Consider the following 19,734-nt stretch of genomic DNA (forward strand, 5'->3'; position numbering starts at 1 on the left):
GGTCGGCGCGGCGCAGCCAGCCGCGCTCGGCGGCCAGCCCGGCCGCCGGCGCCCCGACGGCCGTCGCCAGCCGGTCGTCGAACTCCTCCCGCACCTCGTCCGTCAGCCCCGCCGGCGCCTGCGCGCCGTCCGCCACATACACCGGCTCAAGGCGCCGCGCGACGCTGTCCACGTCGGCCGCGAGCCGTCGGGCCGCGGCCGTCCTGGCCGCCACCAACTCGCCGATCAGCTTGCGCAGTTCGCCCACCCCGTCGCCGGTGAGCGCCGAACCGGCCAGCACCCAGGCGCCCGGCTCGCCGTGCTCCCCCAGCGCCACGCCGCGCTCGTCCAGCAGCCGCCGCAAATCGTCCAGGACCGCGTCCACCGCCTCGGGCGGCAGCCGGTCCGCCTGGTTGAGAACGATCAACGACACGTCGGCGTGCCCGGCGAACGCCCCCAGATAGCGCTCGTGCAGCAGCGCGTCCGCGTACTTCTCCGGGTCGACCACCCACACCACCGCGTCCACCAGGCCCAACAGCCGGTCCACCTGCTCGCGATGGGCCGGGTCGACCGAGTCGTAGTCCGGCAGGTCCAGCAGGATCAACCCGCGCAGCCCGGGGTCCAGCACATGTGCCCGCCGCCGCGCCCTGGCCGGCACCCCGAGGCGCTCCAGCAGCCCGTCCGGGCTCTGCCCCCGGCCCGCCTCCCAGGTGCAGGAGACGGGCGAGGCGGTGGTCGGGCGGCGCACCCCCGCCTCCGAAAGCTGCGCCCCGGCCAGCGCGTTGAAGAGCGTGGACTTGCCGCTGCCGGTCGCGCCGGCGATGGCCACCGTGGTGTACGCGCGGGGCAGCCGGTCCCTGGCGGCCGCCTCGTCCAGCACCCGGCCCGCCTCGGCCAGCACCCGCTCGTCGAGCCGGGTGCGGGACAGCCCGACCAACTCGCGCAGCGCGCCCAGCCGCACCCGCAGCGTGCCGTCCTCCACGGTGCCCGTCGTCCCGGTGGCGCCGGCCGGCCCGGGTGTTCCCGTGGGGCCGGGCGCTCCCATGGCGCCGGCGGCGGGATCGCGTGGCTCGGGACCCTCCCCGGGCCGGGGATGGCGGCCGGCGGTCTGGTGCTCGCTCACGTGACGCTCCTCAGGTCCTCGCGGTCTCAGACGGTGGTGTGGCGGGGCTCGGCCCGCACGGCGGAGAGGGCGGAGACCAACGCGACCTGGGTGTCCACCGCGATCCCCAGGCGGTGCAGCGGTGCTCCCCTGCGCTGCTTCTCCGCGCCCAACGCCCGGGTGACACAGGCGTTCAGCTGCTGGTTGCCCTTCTCCCGCAGCCGGGCCGCGCCCCTCGGCCCCAGCGCCCCGGCCAGCGTCTGCTGGGCGACCGTGGCGGCCCGGCCGCCGAGCAGCGCGGTGGCCAGCAGGGCGGCGGTCTCGCCGTCCTCGCTCGGGCTGGAGCGCGCCGGCGCCGGCTGGCCGAGCATGACGGGCGCGTGCCGCACCTCCTCGACCAACTCCTCCAGGCAGCGCCGCAGTCGGCGCACCACCACACCGACCCGGTCGGCCACCGCGCCCGGCTCCTCCGGGTCCGGCGGCGGGGCGCCGCCGACCGCCCGCCAGGCGGCGTCGGTCCGCTCGTCGGCGGTGGCCACCGCCTCGACCAGCAGCCCGGTCAGCGCGGACGTCAACGCGTCCAGGAGTTCGTCGGCGCTGGAGTCGTCGGGGAACGCCAGCCAGTGCGCCCGCGCCTCGCCGGCGAGCAGGCCGCCCTCGGCGAGCGTGGCCCGCACCCGCCGGTCGGCCTCGGCGTAGGCCGCGTCGAGCCGCTGGTCGAGACGGACGGCGGTGGCGTGCTGAAGCGCGGCGGCACCTGCGAGCGCCATCACGCGCCCGCGCAGCGACGCCAGGGCGCCGCGCGCGGTGCGCAACGCGGCCAGCGCGCGCGCCTCCCGATCCCGCGCGCGGTGCGCCAGCCACTCCCGCAACCCTGCTACGGCCGTCGCGGGCAGCACTCCGGAGCCACCCCGCGCGGACTCCGGCAGTTCGGGAACGGTGAACCGGGGGATCGCGCCAAGTCCCGCCCGTTCCAGCAGCGCGCCGTAGTGCCGCGACACCTCGGCGGCCAACTGGTGCGGCACCCGGTCGAGAACGGTCACCACCGTCACGTCGTACTCCCGCGCGCTGCGCAGCAGATGCCAGGGAACGGCGTCCGCGTACCGGGCCGCCGTGGTGACCAGCACCCAGATGTCGGCGGCGCCCAGCAGGTCGGCGGCCAGGTCGCGGTTGCCGGCGACGAGGGAGTCGATGTCGGGTGCGTCCAGCAGGGCCAGCCCGGCCGGCAGCGCCCTGGTCGTCTCGACCGCGAGCGTCGGCTGGCCGTCGCGCCGCACCGGCGGCGGCTGTTCGGCCTCCTGCCGGGGCATCCAGACCCGGCCGAACTGGGGCAGCACCCGCTTTCCCGAGAACCAGTGGTGGTCGTCGGGGTGACAGACCAACACCGGAGTGCGGGTGGTCGGCCGCAGCACCCCGGCCTCGGTGACCCGCCGGCCCACCAGCGAGTTCACCAGCGTGGACTTCCCGGCCCCGGTGGAGCCGCCGACCACCGCGAGCAGCGGGGCGTCCGGCTGCCGCAGCCGGGGCAACAGGTACCCGTCGAGCTGGGACAGCAGCTCCGCGCACGACCGCCGAGCGCGCTCCGCCCCGGGCAGTTCGAGGGGGAAGCGCGCGGCAGCGAGACGCTCCCGCAGGAGGGTCAGAGCGTCCAGCAGTTCGGGCCGTGCGTCCAAGATCGCCACATGCGCAGAATGCCCAACTTCAAGCGGTTTCCAAAGCATATTCCGCCGAACGACGCCCCAAGCCGAGCCCGGGCCAGCGCGGCGCGGCATAACGAGTGCGCAACACCCCTCCCCGGAGCGTTCAAAACCGCTGCGCACTTCGCACTCGCCTGCGATTATCGGGGCTGCTTCACCGGATCTCCACACGTGGGGGCTGCCGTGAAGCAACCGGGGCGAACCCCTCGACGCTCTATCCTGTGCGCGGCGAGGTCACCGAGGGGGCACCGTCCCACGCCATGACCATGACCGGCCCCCGTAGCTCAGCGGATAGAGCAGGTGCCTTCTAAGCACTTGGCCGCAGGTTCGAGTCCTGCCGGGGGCGCACCATCTCTCACCGATGTTTTTGCAGGTCAGCGGCGTGTCGTCGGTTGCTGGGCGGTGCTGCGGGAGGTGACGGCGGGAGGGCTTGATGTCCGGTTTGGGCCGGCTCTGATCGTCCTTCTACGGGTGCCCGTGTCAAATACGTGTCCAAGTTTTCCGTCGATGTGACCGGGGGACAGCCCGTCCGGTGAGGTCCTGGGCGGCTTCGATCCGTCGCCGCGGGTCCTTCCTCTGCCCATCAAGGCAGCGCGCGTAGGTGCTGAGGAGGGCGGGGACACTGTTGCCGGCCCAGTCGACCACCCCGCTCTCCTTGGAACAGCAGGGCCGCAGCCTGGAGTGCTTCGCGAGTGATGTGCTCGCGCAAGAACTTCACCAGCGCCGGGTGGACAGAAACCACCCTGACCTTCCCCGCTGCGCGCCCCTTCAGATGCCGCTCGTCGTGGACCCTGCCGGAGTTCATCCAGTCCTTGCCCACTTCCGTGTGGCGGTGTGGACGATAATTTCACCCCATTGAGTGGTGTCATCCTCGTCAGACGGTCGGAGATCCATTTCGCCACCACCGCAGCGCGCGGGCTCCTCGCCGCGCACAACCGCTCGGCCCGGCGCCTCACACCGCACCTACCCAGGCGATGGTGCTGGCAGCACGCCTGGGCCCGACTGTTCACCACCGTCCACGTCCCACCCGAACCAGCCCGACCTCCCTGACCACCTCGCCCACCCAGGCCCGACCGGAACCGAATCAGTGAAAAAGCTGGGCAGACCAGCGGATACTCCCCACCCACCACCACCCAACAGCTGAAGAACCCGTCCCTCGAACTTGAAGATCACTCCAGAATCGCGTCGGTGAATCGAGGCCAGGCCTGCTCGGTGCGCGTGGTCGAGGGCCTCGGCTCAGGCCGTGGTTTCGCTCAGCGCGGTGTAGGCCGCTTCCGCGCGGCGGCCGGCGACGGCGTCGGCGGGGGCGTGGGACAGGAAGCCCTCGGTGCTCCCGGTGTAACGGATGCGTCCCGCTTCCAGGACCGTGACGTGGTCGGATTCTTCAGCGAGGTCAGCGACGTCGTGGGTGGAGAGCAGCACCGTCACCTCGTCGGTCAGTGTGGCCAGCACGTCGCGGAAGACCCGTCGCTGCCGTGGGTCCATGCCGGCGGTCGGTTCGTCGAGGAGCAGTACGCGCGCCCCGTGGACCAGCGCGGCGGCGACACCCACCCGGCGCAGTTGCCCGCCGGACAGGCGGCGCGCCCGGGTGTCCGCTTCGTCGGCGAGGTCGACTCTGGCCAGGGCCGTGGCGGACGCGGTCCAGGCGTCGGCGCGGTTCATGCCCTTCAACCAGCCGGTATAGGCGACCTGTTCGCGGGCGGTCAGGGCGGTCATGGCGGTGATGTGCTGCGGCATCCAAGCGACGGCGCCGCGGTAGGCGCGGGCCTGTGAGGGGAGGTCGTCGAGGCTGACGCTGCCCGCGCGTGGGCGGGTGACGCCGGCTGCCAGCCGTAGCAGGGTGGATTTGCCGGCGCCGTTCGGGCCCAGCAGCACGGTCACCCCCGGCGGCAGCCGGTAGTCGAGGCCGCTGAGTACCGGGCGTGCCCAAGGCCGGTATGCGTAGGTGCAGGCGCGGAGTTGGAGAGTCATGGGTCCTCAGGTGATGGACGGGGCCACGGTCCGGCGGACCGTGCCGTGGAGCAGGAGGCCGATGGTGAGGGCGAGCATGGCGGCGAGCGCCGCCGGGGCGTCGCCACTGGGCTTGGGCAGGACGGTCCAGAACGCCCAGTGCCCGCCCCCGGAGTAGCCGACGAAGATCACGGCGAAGACCCAGAGCACCGGCGCGGCGATCGCCGGCTGGCCGACGAAGACCCGTACGCACAGCAGCAGTCCGGTCAGGAAGACGACGTTACGGCCGGAGGCCACGGCGTGCTCGTTGCCCGTCAGCAGGTGGATCGCACCGCCGACGGCGAGGGCGGTCGCGCAGACGCCGATGACCAGCCCGGAGTCCAGCGCGCGCACGCGTCGGGTCGCGGTCTCCTCCGCCTCAACCAGCCGCGAACCGAGGCTGAGTTCGAGCGCGGCGACGACCGGGATCGGGGCCATCAGCACGAAGAGCACCGGATTGGCCGAGCCACTCAGGAGCGAGGGCAGTTCGACCGTGGCGTCCCCCAGCACCATCACGGCGGCCGTGAACACGCCGAGCGCCACCAGCAGGACGGAGAGTGCTCGCCGCGCTCTGAGCCACCACCGCATCAGGCCCCACCCGCGCTCTCGCCGGGGGCGCAGGCCGCGGCCAGCGTGTTCCGGTACCAGTCGGCCTGCTCCGCTGGCGACAGCTCAGTCACGGCCACCGCTTGTTCCACTATCTCGTCGAGTATCTGGGCGCCGTCCTGGTACACCAACAATTCCTCGCGCTGGCGCTGCAGGTAGTCGTCGGCCACGCCCGCCACGCCTGCCGCCCACAGCATGACGGTGCGCGCGGTGGTGCCGTCCGGTTCAGCGCAGGGGAAGACGACGACGGTGTCGACGACGGCCAGCTGGGTCGTGTCGGCGGAGTGCAGACTGGTGAGGGGGAGGCGCCAGGTGTCGGGGGGCCTCTCGCCCTCAGCGATCAATCGGTCCTCGACCCGTGCCGGCGGCTCGACCGGCACACCCGCGTCCGTCAGCAGTCGCAGCGTCTCGCCGATGTCGGCGCGGACGGCGGGCAGGTCGCCGGCGGTCGCTGCCGGCACGCACACGGGCAGCTCGTCACCGGCGCAGCGCACCTGCGCGTGACCGGTCGAGGCCGAGGGCGAGTGCCCCCAGTCCCGCACCATGGCATAAGCGCCGACCGTGCCCCCCAACATCGCCAAACAACCGGCCACCGCGCACCCCACTCGCCAAACCGGCCGCCAGACGGGCGTGGTCAGCAGGGTGAGGCCGAGCGCGATGGCGCCGGCGAACAGCACGGGCGCCCCGACGGACGCCGCCGTCGGCAGCTGGCCGAAACCCAACTCCCCAGGGTACTGGCCTGATATGTGCCGGAGCCAGAACGGTTCATAGGACCAGGCGGCTGCCACCGCGTAGAAAACGGCCAGCGCGAGCACGGGCGCCACCACTATTCGGGGCAGCACCAGCCCGGCCGCGAAGCCGATGAGCGAGTGGGCGATGGCGAGGGCCCACGCCATCCCGGGCAGCACCAGGCTCGCCACGGTAGGCGCCTGCCCTTCGTGCACCAGCGCGAGACCAATGGCGAGGCCGATCATCAGGCCGGCCAACAGCCACACCGGGGCCAATGCCTGTGCGATGAGGCCGGCTCGGGAGCGGGCAGGGCCCAACGCCCAGACGCCGTCTCGCCGCAGTCGTCCGCTCTCCCACGCACCGAGCGCCACCGCCGTCGCGTAGATCAGTGGATAGACACTGAGCAGCACGGCCGAGACGGTACGCGGCGCATAGCCCAGGCGAGGGTCCCCTGGGCGGTAGTCGGCGAGGTGACCGCCGTAGAAGTAGAGCACGATCAGCGCCAGCGCCAGCGGCGCGAGCCATAGTGCGGCCGACGCGCGCAACCAGGTTCGAAATCTCATCAATTTCCGGTCGTGATAACAGGTGAGTCCGGGGGCGGCGTCGGAGTATTCGACGCCACCCCCGGAAGGACAACGCGCCGGGCCGGGGCTACGGCCGCGCACCGACGCGTCGGATTGTCCAGGCGGGGCTAGTCGGCGCGCGTCGTGTCGACTGCGACATGGTCGACGGACAGCGCTTGGCCGTAGGTGCTCTCATTGATCCTGGTGATCTGGAAGAAGCGGCTGCCGGCATCAGGGCTGGTCCACTCCCCCACACTGGCATTGGCGTGACCACTGCCCCTGAAGCACTTCACAGCGCGCTTCTCGCCATACCCCTTGTCCGGCAGGAGGGACCGGTCCCATCGGAGTTCGAGGTGACTCGACTCCTCGCCCGGGACAGTCCGCGTGGTGTCACAGCCGACCCAAGTGATCTCCGTGTAGTCCACATCGTCCCAACGACGGGACTGGAAGCTCACCGAAACGCCGGACATGGAGCTGGTCCAGTTCGTGGTGCCCACCTCGGCCGGCTCCACTTCGGTGGCGGCTGAAGCCACCGGTGTGCCCCCCAGGCACATCAGCGCGGCTATACCGCTCACGGTCGCTATGCGAGCTCTCCCCTTATGCGCGAGACCCTTCACGATTCCCCTCCTTCTACCAACCGCTCTCGGCAGCCGGTGCTCTCTTCGCGAAGTCCACCACTGGACTCGCCCTCACTCGTGTAATTCAGCAGGCATCCGAATTGACTGACGTCACCCCCTTGGGATGCCCTGCTCAGGCCATGCCCCCAGGCCGTTTCCGGAAGAATCGACGCGGGTGACGAAACTGGCAGCCGCGAACAGTGTCAGGCCGACATGGCCCCGCCCGAGAACGAATGGGTTCTCATCCGGTGATGACCGAAACGCCGTGCACCTCCATCCCCCAAGCGAAAGAACTGAATCCGGCACAGCACGAAAGCCACACTGTCGTGACCAAAGCCTCACAGAAAGTACACCTCGCGACAGAGGGTGTCCATCGCTCACCTCTCCGTGGTGGCCAAGATCACACACACCGTTTGCCCTGCACCGAGGAGTCCTCACGCCCCACACCCCCAGGGCCTCGACGACAGTGCTGGGGCATCGGCCAGCGCCGACATCGTCTCCATGGGGTTCGCCATGGGCGCTCTGGCAGCCCACGGTGCCACCTGGCTTGGCGGGGCGGACGTGTCCGCCCGCACCTTCAGTCAGGACCTGTTCGGCACGATTCCCCTGGTAGGGAAGATCAGGAACGGTGGCCGAATCGCCCATGCGGTCGGCAACAGCATCGCGACGAACGGGCTCTTCTTCGGCGGCCTGATGGACAGCATCGTCGGAACCGTGGAAGATCCCAGCGCACTCAGGTACTTCATACCCACCGATGGCCGTCAGACTGGGCAGATGTTCCTTCCAGGCGGTCCGCTGATCATCGGCTTCGAGAACGCCTGGCGGCAAGGAGGCGACGGGTGAAGGACCACGAGATCATCCAATCGTTCGCCGGCCAGGAGCACGTCTCGCTCACCGTCCACCACGCCCCCGCCCGCGTGGTCGCCATCGCGCACGAGTACGGCTACGCCCTTGACGACTACCTCATGACGGTCCGACCCGTCCTGTACCGGACGATGCCGCCGCTTACCGCATCGCCGTGCACCAACAACGGCACCACCCGTGGCGACAACTGCTCCTTGCCTTCGGTGTCCTGATGTCCCTCGCGCTCATCGGGGCATGGGCCCTCGCCAAGGTGTCGACCCCCGCCGCGGTGCTCCTGCCCGCAGCGACCGCGGGGCTCGGCGGCTGGCTCATGACATGGAGTCGACGAAAGTCACGGGCCGCGTTCCCCGGACACATCGCTTACCTTGCCCAGTTCGAACGCCAGCGGGTCTACCCCACCAACCGGCCGGCCTGGAGCAGCAGGCAGCGCAGCTGAACCGTCTGTCGAAGGCACTAAACGGTCTTGGCACCATCTTCTCGGGCGTCGCTGCCGGGACCATCGGTGACAGGTTCTCCCTGGCGACACTGAACGTATCGGCAAGCGAGTTCCGCTACGGCGACAGTGCCGAGACGGCGGCCGAAGGCGCGATGCGGGACCTCGTCGCCGCCCGGGGCGACGCGTGGTCCGGCCAGGTCTATCCGCTGCCCTGCGGACAGCCAGCCGCAGTGGTCACCGGAGCGCGCATCTACGAACGACCCGCCGTGAATCCGCCAACGGTGCCCTTCCACGAACTCCAGGCCATCGTCCCCGTACCTGACGACCCTGCAAATCCCCAACAGGCTCTGCTCAACATCACATTCAGCACACCCGCCGCCACCGACTGGGACACGTATATGCCCCTGGTAGCGGACCTGCTGCGTAGCCTCGCCTTCACCACTGAGGCGGAGACCGACGATCAGTGACCCTGGCTGGCTCGGCCGCCGGGTGAGACCTGTTGGGCGATGCCCTGCTCGGTGAGGGTGGCCAGCGCGTTGGCGATGGCGCCGGAGCTTCTTCCGATGACGCGGCTGATGGCGGTGGCGGTGAACTCCGCGTCCGGGTGGGTCTTCAGGTGCTCGACCACCATCCTCCGCAGTTGGCCAGTCTGTCGGCGTGGGTTCGGGATCTGCGGTACGGGGTGGTCTCCACGACGACGGCCTCCCGGCCCGTCTCCGTGCCGCCGGCGCCACCGACCCGGCCGCCCGCGCCCCCCGCCGGGCGGCGCGGAACCCTGCTGGCCGCCTCGGCCGTGGGGCTCGCGGTCGCGCTGATCACGACCGTCGGCGTCTCCCTGTTCAACGGTGACGACGGCGGCGCCCCCACCGACGACGCGGCGCCCCCCTCCCGGGAGGTCGTCACCTCGGCGCCCACGACGGAGACGGAGACGGCGGAGCCCGCGACCCCGGAGCCCGCGACCCCGGAGACCACGACCTCGGAGCCGACGGACGAGCGGACCGAGGACCCGACCGACGAGCCGACGGACGACCCCACCCGCCCGGCCACCGAGGAGGTCTCGCTCACCACCCTGGACCCCGTCGCTCACGATCTGGGCGCGGAACTCATCGCGGGGAGCGGCACCCTGAACACCGAGTACCACGAGGTGGCGCTCGTGCCGGATGGCTACCGCGCACGCTGTGGCGGATTCACCGAGTACAACCTCGGCCGGGCGTGGACCACCCTGAGCATGGTCGCGGGCGTCTCCGACTCGTCGGAGGAGAAGGCCGTGCGCCTGACGGTGGAGGTGGACGGCACCTCCGTCTACTCCGGCGAGATCACCCTCGGCGCACCGCGGTCCCTCGACCTGGATGTGACGGACGGCCTGCGGCTGACGATCACCTGGGAGGAGTCGAGCTCCGATGACTGCGAGACGGGCGACCTCGTCCTGGGCACGCCCACGCTCCGCCAGGTGTATTGACCCGCGCCCCGCCCGGGCGGGACGCCGCTCAGCGCGGGCCGCTCACCGGTTCGGGGCCGACGCTGAGGACGATCTTGGAGAGGCCCCGGCCGCGTTCCATCACGTCGTGGGCGAGGGCGGCCTGTTCGAGCGGCAGCACCAGGGACACCCGGGGCACCAGGGCCCCGGCCTCGACCAGTTCCGTGAGCCGGGCCAGGCCCGGGCCGTCCGGGTGCACCACGTGGTGCACCAGACGGACCCCGCGCGCGGCGGCCGGTGCGGCGAGCGACCCCGCCCCGGCCGCCGCGCCCGGGACGCGGGCGAACACGCCCCCGGGCCGCACGGCGGCCAGCAGCGCGTCGTCCCCGACGCAGTCCACCGCCACGTCCACCCCGGGGCCGTCCTCCGCCCGTGGCAGGTCGGCCCGTTCCACGACCTCGTGGGCGCCCAGTTCGCGCAGGACGGCGTGAGCCATCGGTCGCGCCACGGCGATGACCTGGCAGCCGCGCTCCCTGGCGAGCTGCACGACCAGGTGGCCGACGCCCCCGGCCGCGCCGTGCACGAGCACCCGCTGCCCGGCCGAGGCCCCGGCCCGCTCCAGCGTCTGGGCCGCCGTCAGTCCGCTCAGCGGCAGGGCCGCGCTGAGCTGGTGCGGCAGGTTCACGGGCTTGGGCGCCAGCTCGGCGGCCGGCGCGGAGACGAACTCCGCGTACCCCTGGGCGAGTTCGGGGAAGCGGGGCATCCCGTACACCTCGTCGCCTGGGGCGAACGCGGTCACCCGCTCGCCGACCGCCTCGACGACGCCCGACACGTCCCAGCCCCACACATAGGGTCCGGCGCCGAACCAGTCGGCCGCCAGGCCGCTGCGGCACTCCCAGTCCGCCGGATTGGTCCCGGCGGCCACGACCCGCACCAGGACGTCGTCCGGGCCGGCGGTCGGAGGGGGAACGTCCCTGAGGCCGAGCACCTCGGAGCCCCCGTAGCCATCTGCCACCACCGCGCGCATTCTCACTCCTCCGAAAAACTGTCGTAGTTCTCCACGAAACCGGCCGGGTTGAAGTACTCGACGAAGTGAACGATCTTCCCCTGGGCATCGAAACGGAAGATTCCGAAGCTCTCGTTCGTGTATTCGCCTCCGCCCACGAGGTGGCAGAGCGGGCGCCATCGGGCGAGCATCATGTCGGGGTCGGCCATCGGCTGGAACTCCAGGACCAGATAGCGCAGTCGCTCGAATCCGGCGGCGATGTTCCGGTAGAGGACGCGTATGTCGTCCCGCCCGTTGATCTCCCTGGGCAGGGCTCCGGTGGCGTAGGGGACCAACTGCGTTCCTTCGGCCGCCCACAGCGTGGACCACTCGTCGATCTCGCCCTCCTCCAGGAGTCGGAAGTAGCGGCGGAGGGAGTCGATGTTGCGGGCCCTGCGGTCGGCCGCCGGGAGCATCTCCCCTTCGGGCATCGCCATGTCAGACAGCTCCTCTGCTCGGGCGCGAGGCGTCGACGAGCGCGGTCGCCGCCGCCGGGTCGAAGAACTCGGTGGCCACCGCGATCCGGCCGGACCCGTCGAACTCGAAGATGCCGAAGTGCTCGTTGGCGTAGTCGGCGCCGGAGACGAGCCGTCCCCGGGGGAACCAGCGGGCCGCCACCCGGCTCGGGTCCTCCAGGGGCAGCGGCGCCAGCTCGCCGAAGCTCACCTCGCGGTAGGCGGCGATCTGGTCCCGGTGGAACGCGTGCACGTCCGGGCGGCCCGTCAACATGCGGGGCACGCCCTCGGGCGCGTAGGGCAGAAACGCGACGCACCGCTCCGCCCAGAGGTCGATCCAGGCGTCCGTGTTCTTCTGCCGCAACAGACCGAAGTAGTTGCGCAGCGTCGCGATATTGCGTTCGCGCAGCTGTTCCGCGGTTCGTCTCTCGTTGGGTGTCACGAAACTCACCTCCCTTGTTTCGGATTTCCTTCTTCCGGTGTTTCGATTCAACAGTTCCGCGTCGGCGAGTGACAATGTCGAAGGGTGAAGGGGCGCGCACCTTGCGGCAGTTAACGGAGTGGGAACGCGGGATGGGACGGGGCGGCGAGGGCCTCCCTCCGGTCGGGAGCACACCGGGGTGAGGCCCTCGCGGCCCCCGGTTCAGAGCAGGTCGTGCGCCCGTGGCGAGCCGGAGGCGATCTCGCGGGCGTAGCGCCGGATGGCCGCGAGCGGCAGGGAGGCCCAACGGGGGCGCCAGCGCGTCTCGTAGACGGCCTCGTAGACGGCCTTGTCCGCCAACAGGGCGCGCAGCAGCAGCGGTTGGTCCCTGGGGTCGGTGCCGGAGCGTTCGGCGTAGCCCTCGCAGAAGGCGACCTGGCTGCGCCGGGACCACTCGTCGGCGAGCCGGAGCGCCGCCGGGTCGGGCACGGTCGGGTGGCCGGGTTCGATGAACTGGTGGTGGGCGGCGTAGTCGAACGACCGGAGCATCCCTGCCACATCGCGGAGCGGGGAGCGCATCCGGAGGCGCTCGTCCTGGCTGGCGGCCGGCTCCCCCTCGAAGTCGACGAGGAGCCAGTCCGTCGGGGTGCGCAGCACCTGCCCGAGGTGGAGGTCCCCGTGGACGCGCTGGATGGTGACCTCCTCGACCGAGGTCTCGACGGCGGTGAAGATCACGTCGAGGGACGCGGCGTGGCGGTCGAGGGTGGATATCGCCCGCCGGGCCGCCGCCAGCCGGGTCCGCATCTCCCCGACCACGGCGACGATGCCCTCGCGCCCCAGCACCCGGGTGCCCCGGGCGCGGGCCAGCCCGGCGTGGACCTCGGCGACGGTGCGGCCGAGCCGGCGGGCCTCGGAGGCGAAGTCGCCGCCGGCCTGGTCCGGGGGTTGGCCGCCGGCGAGCAGGTCGCGGACGCTGCCGAGGGCCATGGACCAGCCGTCGGCGGCGTTGGCCACATAGCGCTGGACCACCGCGTAGGTGACGGGCCGGCCGTCGAGGGTGCCCTGGGCCGAGCCGAGGATCGCGGGAACGTGCCCCGCGCCGCCCACCTCCAGCAGGGCGCGCGGGAGTTCGAGGTCCTGGTTGACGCCGGGTTGGAGGCGGCGGAAGAACTTCAGCAGGTAGCGCTCGTCCAGCACCACGGAGCTGTTGCTCTGCTCCACGCCCAGCGGTCGGGAGGTCCTGGTGCCCGAGGTCGGCAGGGGCTCGGCGCCGGGTTCGGCGACGAGGCGGAGGTCGCCCAGGGTGCGGCCGGCGGCGATGCCGTGCAGGAACAGGGCGGTGATCTCGCGGTCGGCCAGCGCGTCGTAGCAGACCAGGCCGTCCAACGCGGCGATCACGCCGGGCTCGAGGGCGGGTGGCAGCTCGGTCCGCAGTCCGATCGGCACCTGGTAGAACTCGGTCGGGCCGCCGTCGGTGAACTCGACGCGGAGCGTCAGCAGGATGCCCCGGGGGCCGCCGTCGGCGAGCCGGTCGACCAGGGGGACGCGCTGCTCGACGGTCACCTCGCCGATGATCCGCTCCTTGGCGGCGAACCAGCGCTGCCAGGGCAGCCAGGCGGCGAGCACCCAGGACAGGCGCGCCGGGAGCGGCGCGGCGCCTGCGGGGTCCTCGGACGGGAGCCGAGGCTCCTCGGACGGCGGTCGGGTGCCGTCCCGTTCGGCGGCGTCGTTCCGTTCGGCGCCTTCGCGTGGCGGGCTCATGGGGTGGGTTCCTCCTCGGGCGCCTCGTGCGCCTCGGGGGCGGGGGACGTGGGGGCGGCCGGCTCGCTGTCCTCCGCGCGTTCGAGGGAGAACCAGTAGAAGCCGTGTCCCGGCAGGGTCAGCGAGTAGGGGCCGTCGCCGATGGGCGGGAAGGGGACGCGCCCGGTCAGCTCGACGGGTGAGGTGCCGGCGTGGAGGGTCAGCTCCAGGTCCACGGGCTGGGGGAAGCGGGAGAGGTTGTTGACGCAGACCACCAGGTCGTCGGTGCCGTCCGGGCGGATGTGGTGGCGGGTGAACGCGAGGATCGCCGGGTTGGAGACGTGCAGCTCGCGGAAGTCGCCGAGGCCGAAGGCCGGGTGCTCGGCCCGGATGTGCAGCATCCGCCGCGTCCAGTGCAACAACGAGGAGGGCGTGGCGAGTTGGGCCTCGATGTTGGTGGACTGGTAGCCGTAGATGGTGTCCATGATCGGCGCGAGGTACAGCTTGCCCGGGTCGGCGGTGGAGAAGCCGGCGTTGCGGTCCGGAGTCCACTGCATCGGGGTGCGGACGGCGTCCCGGTCGCCGAGCCAGATGTTGTCGCCCATCCCGATCTCGTCGCCGTAGTAGAGGATCGGCGAGCCGGGCAGCGACAGCAGCAGCGCGGTGAAGAGTTCGAGCTGGTCGCGGTCGTTGTCCAGCAGCGGGGCGAGTCGCCTCCTGATGCCGACGTTGGCGCGCATCCGCGGGTCCTTGGCGTACTCCGCGTACATGTAGTCGCGTTCCTCGTCGGTGACCATCTCCAGGGTCAGCTCGTCGTGGTTGCGCAGGAAGATGCCCCACTGGGCGCCGGAGGGGATCTTCGGCGTGGTGGCCAGGATCTCGGAGACGGGGAACCGCGACTCGCGGCGGACCGCCATGAAGATGCGCGGCATCAGCGGGAAGTGGAACGCCATGTGGCACTCGTCGCCGCCGGTCTGCGGGTCGCCGAAGTAGGCGACGGCGTCCTCGGGCCACTGGTTGGCCTCGGCGAGGAGCACCCGACCCGCGTACTCCGCGTCGACGACCCGGCGGACCTTCTTCAGGAAGGCGTGGGTGGCCGGCAGGTTCTCGGAGTTGGTGCCCTCCGCGGCGTAGAGGTAGGGGACGGCGTCCAGCCGGAAGCCGTCGATGCCCAGGTCCAGCCAGAAGCGGAGGTTGTCCAGCATGGCGTCGTGGACGCGCGGGTTCTCGTAGTTGAGGTCCGGCTGGTGGGAGAAGAAGCGGTGGAAGTAGAACTGGCCGCGCACCGGGTCGTAGGCCCAGTTGGAGGTCTCCGTGTCGACGAAGATGATCCGGGCGTCGGCGTAGCCCTTGTCGTCGTCGGCCCACATGTAGAAGTCGCCGTAGGGCCCGTCGGGGTCGCGGCGCGACTCCTGGAACCAGCGGTGGCCGTCGCTGGTGTGGTTCATCACCATGTCGGTGATGACGCGGATGCCCCGGGCGTGCGCGGCGTCCACCAGGTCGACGAAGTCGTCGATGGTGCCGAAGTCGGAGAGCACGGCGCGGTAGTCGCGCACGTCGTAACCGCCGTCCCGCAGCGGGGAGTCGAAGAAGGGCGGCAGCCACAGGCAGTCCACGCCGAGCCACTGGAGGTAGTCCAGCTTGTCGCGCAGCCCGCGCAGGTCGCCGGAGCCGTCGCCGTCGCTGTCGTGGAACGCGCGGACCAGCACCTCGTAGAACACGGCGCGCTTGAACCAGTCCGCGTCGGGGGTCAGCGCCAGGGAGTGCGCGGGGCCGCCTCGGCGGCCGGGGGTGGGGACGCCGGGGGGCGCGACGTCGGGGGTGCTCATCGGGCGCTCCAGGTCAGCAGGTGGGCCACCGCGACGCGCGGGTCGATCTCCAGCCGGGTCGAGGCGCCCAGCGTCACGTCGGCGCCGGTGATGTCGTCGTGTGCGACGACGGAGGTGCCGGCGGGTCGGCCGAGGGTCTCGGGCGTGAGGGTGACGGTGACGTCGACGGGGGCGGTCGGGTCCAGGGTGATCACGCACAGGGTGCGTTCCCCGGTGGCCGGGTCGGCCTTGGTGAAGGCGAGTACCGCCTCGTGGTCGCAGGGGTGGACGGTGAGGTGTCGTTGCTGGCGCAACGCCGGCCGGGCGCGGCGGATCTCGTTGAGCCGGGTGATCCACGGGGCGAGCGACCGCCCGGCGGCCAGCTCCCCCTCGAAGTCGCGGGGGCGCAGCTGGTACTTCTCCGAGTCGAGGTACTCCTCGGAGCCCGGGCGCAGCGCGCGGTGCTCGTAGAGTTCGAAGCCGGAGTAGACGCCCCAGGTGGGGGACATGGTCGCGGCCAGCGCGGCGCGGATGGCGAACGTGGTCGGGCCGCCGTGCTGGAGGCTGGCGTGCAGGATGTCGGGGGTGTTGACGAAGAGGTTGGGGCGCAGGAAGTGCGCCGAGTCCGCCAGTTCGCGGGCGTAGTCGGCCAGTTCGTCCCGCCCGGTGCGCCAGGTGAAATAGGTGTAGGACTGGGTGAAGCCGAGCCTGGCCAGGCCCTTCAGGACGGCGGGGCGGGTGAACGCCTCGGCCAGGAAGAGCACGTCGGGATGGCTGGCCTTGACCCGCCAGATCAGCCAGTGCCAGAACTCGGCCGGCTTGGTGTGTGGGTTGTCGACGCGGAAGATCCGCACCCCGTGGTCGGCCCAGAAGCGCACGATCCGCAGCACCTCGGCGGCCAGCCCCGCCGGGTCCGCGTCGAAGTCGAGCGGGTGGATGTCCTGGTAGCGCTTCGGGGGGTTCTCGGCGTAGGCGACGCTGCCGTCCGGCCGGCGGGTGAACCACTCGGGGTGCTCGGTGAGCCAGGGGTGGTCGGGGGCGCACTGGAGGGCCAGGTCGAGGGCGACCTCCAGGTCGAGCGCGCGGGCGGCCGCCACGAAGGCGTCGAAGTCCGCCAGGGTGCCCAACGCGGGGTGGACGGCGTCGTGCCCGCCGGCGGACGAGCCGACCGCCCAGGGCGAGCCGACGTCGTCGGGGCCGGCGGTGAGGGCGTTGTTGGCGCCCTTGCGGTGGACCTCGCCGATGGGGTGGATGGGCGGCAGATAGACCACGTCGAAGCCCATCCGGGCGATGCGCGGCAGCTCGGCGGCGGCGGTGGCGAAGGTGCCGTGCACCGGGCGGCCGGCGGCGTCCCGGCCGCCCGTGGAACGGGGGAAGAACTCGTACCAGGCGCCGGTCAGGGCGCGTTGGCGGTCCACCCACACCGGGTAGGTCTCGCTGTCCGTCGTCAGCTCGCGTAACGGGTGCAGCCGAGCGAGCTGGGTGACGTCCGGGGAGAGCGCGGGCGCGACCCGCTCGGCCAGCGGGAGGGCGGCGTCCCGCAGCCGCGCGGCGGCGCGCCGCAGGGTGCCGACGCGCTCCGCCTCCCGTATCCCGTCGCTCATGCGTTCCAACAGGCGTGCGCCGGACTCCAGTTCGTTGCCGAGCTGGTCGGCGCCGTGCCCGTCGTCGAGCTTGGCGCGCAGCGCGTGGCGCCAGGTCTCCCACGGCGCGCTCCAGGCGGTGACGCGGAAGGTCCACAGGCCCGTCAGGTCGGGGACGAACGTGGCCTCCCAGCGGTCCTCGCCGGGGTCGGTCAGCCGCAGCGGCACGGTCAGCTCGCGGCGCTCCGCGTCCTGGCCGAGGGGGCCGGTGAACGTGACATGGGCCGCGAGGGTTTCGTGCCCCTCGCGCCAGATGACCGCAGAAACCGGCAGGTGTTCACCGACGACACATTTCGCCGGATACTCTCCCCCGTCAAGAACGGGATAAAGTGCCTCAATCCTCAGTCGCTTTCCCATCCTCAATCCTCAGGTAGTGGGACATGCCCCGCCGACCACAGGATGCTCCCGCCGGGGATTCGAGGGGGAATGGTTGGGCGCCATTATCGACTGTTGCGTCAACTGCCCCGAGTGGGTTGCTATTTTCCGCGCACCAAGCTCCGATCTCGTCAAGTCACAGGAGTTGTCGCCCACCCGACTCGAAAGCTTGTACCCGCCCCGTGACCTGGGTTGGACTTTCTCACGTTCCACAGCGCCGCCGCCGGCATGGCGGGGCCGGAGAAAATGAACGGAGACTCATGTCACGCAGGGTTCTTATTGTGCTGTCCGAGTTCGGATACTGGGGGGAGGAACTGGTCGGTCCCGTCGAAGTACTTGAGGCGCGGGGTTACCGGCTCACCTATATGACGCCCAACGGCAGGCGCCCGGTGGCCCTGCCCCCGAGCCTCGACCCGGACTATGTCGACCCTCCGCTCGGCCGGTCCGTCACCACGCGTGACATGGCGCGCCGGGCGGCCGACATCGACTCGTCCAGCCGCCTGGACAACCCGCTCAGCCTCTCGGACCTCATTCCCGAGCGCCCCTACTACAGCGCGCTCAACCACCTGCGGGAGCTGGAGGAGTACCACCGCGGCCTGGCCAGCGCCACCGAGGACCTGGTGGCCAGCTTCGACGCGCTCGTCATCGTCGGCGGCAGCGGCCCCATCGTGGACCTGGCCAACAACGAGCGGCTGCACGAGGTGGTGTTGGCCTTCACGGCGGCCGACAAGCCGATCCTCGCCGAGTGCTACGGCGTCGCGGTGCTCGCCTTCGCGCGGGACCTGGAGAACCGGCAGTCGATCCTGTGGGGCAAACGTGTTACGGGCCACCCCAAGGAGTACGACTACAAGGACGGAACGGGTTTCGTCGGCGTCGACTTCAACATGGGCCCGCCGCCGTACCCGTTGGAATACATCCTGCGTGACGCGACGGGGCCCGACGGGGCGTTCATAGGCAATGTGGGCCGCGAGTTGTCGGCGATCGTGGATCACCCGTTCATCACCGCGCGCTCCACCCCCGACTCGACGCTGGCCGCCGAACTCCTCGTCCGTGTCCTGGAGGAGGGACTGCGAAGGTACGGCTGGTAGCACGCCGCCCGCCATCGCCCGTCGAGGTATCAGGGCGTGTCTTCGAAGAGTCCGCCCTGCCACGCCCCCTTTGAGGACACGCCCCCCAGGAGATTCCCATGCACGCCCGCCCCGGTAAGTCCGCTCTCTACGAACAGTTCGCCGCCGACGGCATCACCCATATGTTCGGCAATCCAGGAACCGTCGAGCAGGGATTCCTCGACGAGGCCGAACGCAGCGATCTCTCCTATCTGTTGTCCCTGCACGAGGGCGTCGCGGTCGGCATGGCCGACGGCTACGCCCGCGCCACCCAGCGCCCCGGGCTGGTCCAGCTGCACAGCGGCGTCGGACTCGGCAACGGGATCGGGATGCTCTACCAGGCCAAGCGGGGCGGCTCCCCGCTGGTGGTGCTCGTCGGCGAGGCGGGCGTCCGCTACGACGCGATGGACGGCCAGATGGCGGCCGACCTGGTCGCCATGGCCGAGCCCGTCACCAAGTACGCCACCCGCGTCGTGGACCCCGCCTCCACGCTCCGGGTGCTGCGCCGCGCGATCAAGATGGCGATGACCCCGCCGCGCGGCCCCGTCGTGGTGGTCCTGCCGGCCGACGTCCTCGACCAGCTCACCGCCGAGCCCGCCGTCCCCACCCCGCTGCCGTCCACCCGGGTGGCGCCGGCGCCCGAGGAGGTGACGCGGGCGGCCGAGACGCTGCTCGCCGGCCGACGACGGCTGATCCTGATGGGCGACGGCGTCTCCGTCAGCGGGGCGCAGCGCGAACTCGCCGAGCTGGCCGAGCTGTTGAACGCCCCGGTGTGGGGCGTCAACGACTCCGAGGTCAACCTGGACCACACCCACCCGCTCTACGGCGGCCAGTTGGGGCACATGTTCGGCGAGTCCAGCGCGCGGGTGGTGCGGGACGCCGACGCGGTGCTGATCGTCGGCACCTATGTGTTCCCCGAGGTGTTCCCCTCGCTGACCGACCCGTTCGCCCCGGACGCCGACATCGTTCAGGTGGACCTGGACGCCTACGAGATCGCCAAGAACTTCCCCGTGGGCCAGGGGCTCGTCGCCGACCCCCGGCTGACGTTGGCGGCGCTGTCCGCCGAGGTCCGCCGGCTGCGCCCGCACGGCGCCGGCGGCGGCCACCCGCGCGGGGCCGAGCCGGCACGCCCGCCCGGGCCC

The 19,734-nt window shown here is 71.4% G+C and carries 19 protein-coding genes and 1 tRNA gene; 7 read left to right on the forward strand and 13 right to left on the reverse strand.

Translation table 11 applies throughout. The annotated features are described in order from the left end of the window. Both EBN88_RS19585 and EBN88_RS19590 read right to left on the reverse strand, forming a co-directional pair. Positions 1–1,102, reverse strand: a 1,102-nt coding sequence (locus tag EBN88_RS19585) for a GTPase (protein ID WP_233580797.1), incomplete at its 3' end; no start/stop codon positions are given. A gap of 26 nt (positions 1,103–1,128) precedes the next feature. Further along, positions 1,129–2,754, reverse strand: a complete 1,626-nt coding sequence (locus tag EBN88_RS19590; RefSeq protein WP_456114805.1) for a dynamin family protein — start codon at positions 2,752–2,754, stop codon at positions 1,129–1,131. A gap of 297 nt (positions 2,755–3,051) precedes the next feature. On the opposite strand from EBN88_RS19590, the gene EBN88_RS19595 reads away from it, so the two are divergent. Continuing rightward, positions 3,052–3,124 (forward strand) — tRNA-Arg (locus EBN88_RS19595). A gap of 890 nt (positions 3,125–4,014) precedes the next feature. On the opposite strand, the gene EBN88_RS19605 is transcribed toward EBN88_RS19595, so the two are convergent. From EBN88_RS19605 to EBN88_RS19620, 4 genes are all read right to left on the reverse strand, one after another. Next, complete coding sequence (locus EBN88_RS19605; RefSeq protein ID WP_122185214.1) at positions 4,015–4,749, reverse strand: ABC transporter ATP-binding protein; 735 nt, start codon at positions 4,747–4,749, stop codon at positions 4,015–4,017. Positions 4,750–4,755: 6 nt separating this feature from the next. Next, positions 4,756–5,355, reverse strand: coding sequence for a hypothetical protein (locus EBN88_RS19610; protein ID WP_122185215.1), 600 nt, complete (start codon positions 5,353–5,355; stop codon positions 4,756–4,758). Then, positions 5,355–6,665 (reverse strand): DUF7224 domain-containing protein, encoded by a 1,311-nt coding sequence (locus EBN88_RS19615; protein WP_122185216.1) that lies wholly within the window; start codon positions 6,663–6,665, stop codon positions 5,355–5,357. The genes EBN88_RS19610 and EBN88_RS19615 overlap by 1 nt, the downstream gene beginning before the upstream one ends. Before the next feature lie 128 nt (positions 6,666–6,793). Further along, positions 6,794–7,282, reverse strand: coding sequence for a hypothetical protein (locus EBN88_RS19620; RefSeq protein WP_122185217.1), 489 nt, complete (start codon positions 7,280–7,282; stop codon positions 6,794–6,796). A 501-nt stretch (positions 7,283–7,783) separates the two neighbouring features. On the opposite strand from EBN88_RS19620, the gene EBN88_RS19625 reads away from it, so the two are divergent. From EBN88_RS19625 to EBN88_RS30250, 3 genes are all read left to right on the forward strand, one after another. Then, a complete protein-coding gene (locus tag EBN88_RS19625) occupies positions 7,784–8,125 on the forward strand; it encodes a hypothetical protein (protein ID WP_122185218.1) in 342 nt (113 codons plus the stop codon). After that, complete coding sequence (locus EBN88_RS19630; protein WP_122185219.1) at positions 8,122–8,358, forward strand: hypothetical protein; 237 nt, start codon at positions 8,122–8,124, stop codon at positions 8,356–8,358. The genes EBN88_RS19625 and EBN88_RS19630 overlap by 4 nt, the downstream gene beginning before the upstream one ends. A 103-nt stretch (positions 8,359–8,461) precedes the next feature. After that, complete coding sequence (locus EBN88_RS30250) at positions 8,462–9,049, forward strand: hypothetical protein (protein ID WP_147472769.1); 588 nt, start codon at positions 8,462–8,464, stop codon at positions 9,047–9,049. Here EBN88_RS30250 and EBN88_RS30650 read toward each other — a convergent pair. Further along, a complete protein-coding gene (locus EBN88_RS30650) occupies positions 9,043–9,213 on the reverse strand; it encodes a hypothetical protein (protein WP_158621443.1) in 171 nt (56 codons plus the stop codon). The two genes, EBN88_RS30250 and EBN88_RS30650, sit on opposite strands and share 7 nt — an antisense overlap. 9 nt (positions 9,214–9,222) lie before the next feature. Between EBN88_RS30650 and EBN88_RS19640 the strand changes: the two genes are divergently transcribed. Then, the gene (locus EBN88_RS19640) at positions 9,223–10,041 is read left to right on the forward strand and encodes an NPCBM/NEW2 domain-containing protein (protein WP_147472770.1); all 819 of its coding nucleotides are present in this window, start codon (positions 9,223–9,225) and stop codon (positions 10,039–10,041) included. A gap of 28 nt (positions 10,042–10,069) precedes the next feature. On the opposite strand, the gene EBN88_RS19645 is transcribed toward EBN88_RS19640, so the two are convergent. The 6 genes from EBN88_RS19645 to EBN88_RS19670 all read right to left on the reverse strand — a co-directional run bounded on the left by EBN88_RS19645 (position 10,070) and on the right by EBN88_RS19670 (position 17,468). Then, complete coding sequence (locus EBN88_RS19645) at positions 10,070–11,026, reverse strand: NADP-dependent oxidoreductase (protein ID WP_122185222.1); 957 nt, start codon at positions 11,024–11,026, stop codon at positions 10,070–10,072. Between the two features lie 2 nt (positions 11,027–11,028). Further along, a complete protein-coding gene (locus tag EBN88_RS19650) occupies positions 11,029–11,481 on the reverse strand; it encodes a nuclear transport factor 2 family protein (RefSeq protein WP_122185223.1) in 453 nt (150 codons plus the stop codon). 1 nt (position 11,482) lies between these two features. Further along, positions 11,483–11,941, reverse strand: a complete 459-nt coding sequence (locus EBN88_RS19655; protein WP_158621445.1) for a nuclear transport factor 2 family protein — start codon at positions 11,939–11,941, stop codon at positions 11,483–11,485. A 201-nt stretch (positions 11,942–12,142) separates the two neighbouring features. Further along, positions 12,143–13,681, reverse strand: a complete 1,539-nt coding sequence (locus EBN88_RS19660) for a maltokinase N-terminal cap-like domain-containing protein (RefSeq protein ID WP_158621447.1) — start codon at positions 13,679–13,681, stop codon at positions 12,143–12,145. After that, positions 13,678–15,489, reverse strand: coding sequence for a maltose alpha-D-glucosyltransferase (treS, locus tag EBN88_RS19665; protein WP_122185225.1), 1,812 nt, complete (start codon positions 15,487–15,489; stop codon positions 13,678–13,680). The genes EBN88_RS19660 and treS overlap by 4 nt, the downstream gene beginning before the upstream one ends. After that, positions 15,486–17,468: an alpha-1,4-glucan--maltose-1-phosphate maltosyltransferase gene (locus tag EBN88_RS19670; protein ID WP_122185226.1), complete on the reverse strand. Its 1,983-nt coding sequence runs from the start codon at positions 17,466–17,468 to the stop codon at positions 15,486–15,488. The genes treS and EBN88_RS19670 overlap by 4 nt, the downstream gene beginning before the upstream one ends. A gap of 278 nt (positions 17,469–17,746) precedes the next feature. Here EBN88_RS19670 and EBN88_RS19675 point away from each other — a divergent pair, with 278 nt between their 5' ends. Further along, positions 17,747–18,574 (forward strand): type 1 glutamine amidotransferase domain-containing protein, encoded by an 828-nt coding sequence (locus EBN88_RS19675; protein WP_122185227.1) that lies wholly within the window; start codon positions 17,747–17,749, stop codon positions 18,572–18,574. 98 nt (positions 18,575–18,672) lie between these two features. Continuing rightward, positions 18,673–19,734, forward strand: a 1,062-nt coding sequence (locus EBN88_RS19680; protein ID WP_147472771.1) for a thiamine pyrophosphate-binding protein, incomplete at its 3' end; no start/stop codon positions are given.

The sequence above is a fragment of the Streptomyces triticirhizae genome (genome assembly GCF_003696235.1).
Classification (GTDB): domain Bacteria; phylum Actinomycetota; class Actinomycetes; order Streptomycetales; family Streptomycetaceae; genus Streptomyces; species Streptomyces triticirhizae.

Bases quoted from the DNA above. Each gene is read 5' to 3' on its own strand.
- EBN88_RS19670 (WP_122185226.1), bottom strand. From the start codon at position 17,468: ATGGGAAAGCGACTGAGGATTGAGGCACTTTATCCCGTTCTTGACGGG.
- EBN88_RS19650 (WP_122185223.1), bottom strand. From the start codon at position 11,481: ATGGCGATGCCCGAAGGGGAGATGCTCCCGGCGGCCGACCGCAGGGCC.
- EBN88_RS19660 (WP_158621447.1), bottom strand. From the start codon at position 13,681: ATGAGCCCGCCACGCGAAGGCGCCGAACGGAACGACGCCGCCGAACGG.
- EBN88_RS30250 (WP_147472769.1), top strand. From the start codon at position 8,462: ATGGAGTCGACGAAAGTCACGGGCCGCGTTCCCCGGACACATCGCTTA.
- EBN88_RS30650 (WP_158621443.1), bottom strand. From the start codon at position 9,213: ATGGTGGTCGAGCACCTGAAGACCCACCCGGACGCGGAGTTCACCGCC.
- EBN88_RS19625 (WP_122185218.1), top strand. From the start codon at position 7,784: ATGGGGTTCGCCATGGGCGCTCTGGCAGCCCACGGTGCCACCTGGCTT.
- EBN88_RS19645 (WP_122185222.1), bottom strand. From the start codon at position 11,026: ATGCGCGCGGTGGTGGCAGATGGCTACGGGGGCTCCGAGGTGCTCGGC.
- treS (WP_122185225.1), bottom strand. From the start codon at position 15,489: ATGAGCACCCCCGACGTCGCGCCCCCCGGCGTCCCCACCCCCGGCCGC.
- EBN88_RS19615 (WP_122185216.1), bottom strand. From the start codon at position 6,665: ATGAGATTTCGAACCTGGTTGCGCGCGTCGGCCGCACTATGGCTCGCG.
- EBN88_RS19610 (WP_122185215.1), bottom strand. From the start codon at position 5,355: ATGCGGTGGTGGCTCAGAGCGCGGCGAGCACTCTCCGTCCTGCTGGTG.
- EBN88_RS19675 (WP_122185227.1), top strand. From the start codon at position 17,747: ATGTCACGCAGGGTTCTTATTGTGCTGTCCGAGTTCGGATACTGGGGG.
- EBN88_RS19605 (WP_122185214.1), bottom strand. From the start codon at position 4,749: ATGACTCTCCAACTCCGCGCCTGCACCTACGCATACCGGCCTTGGGCA.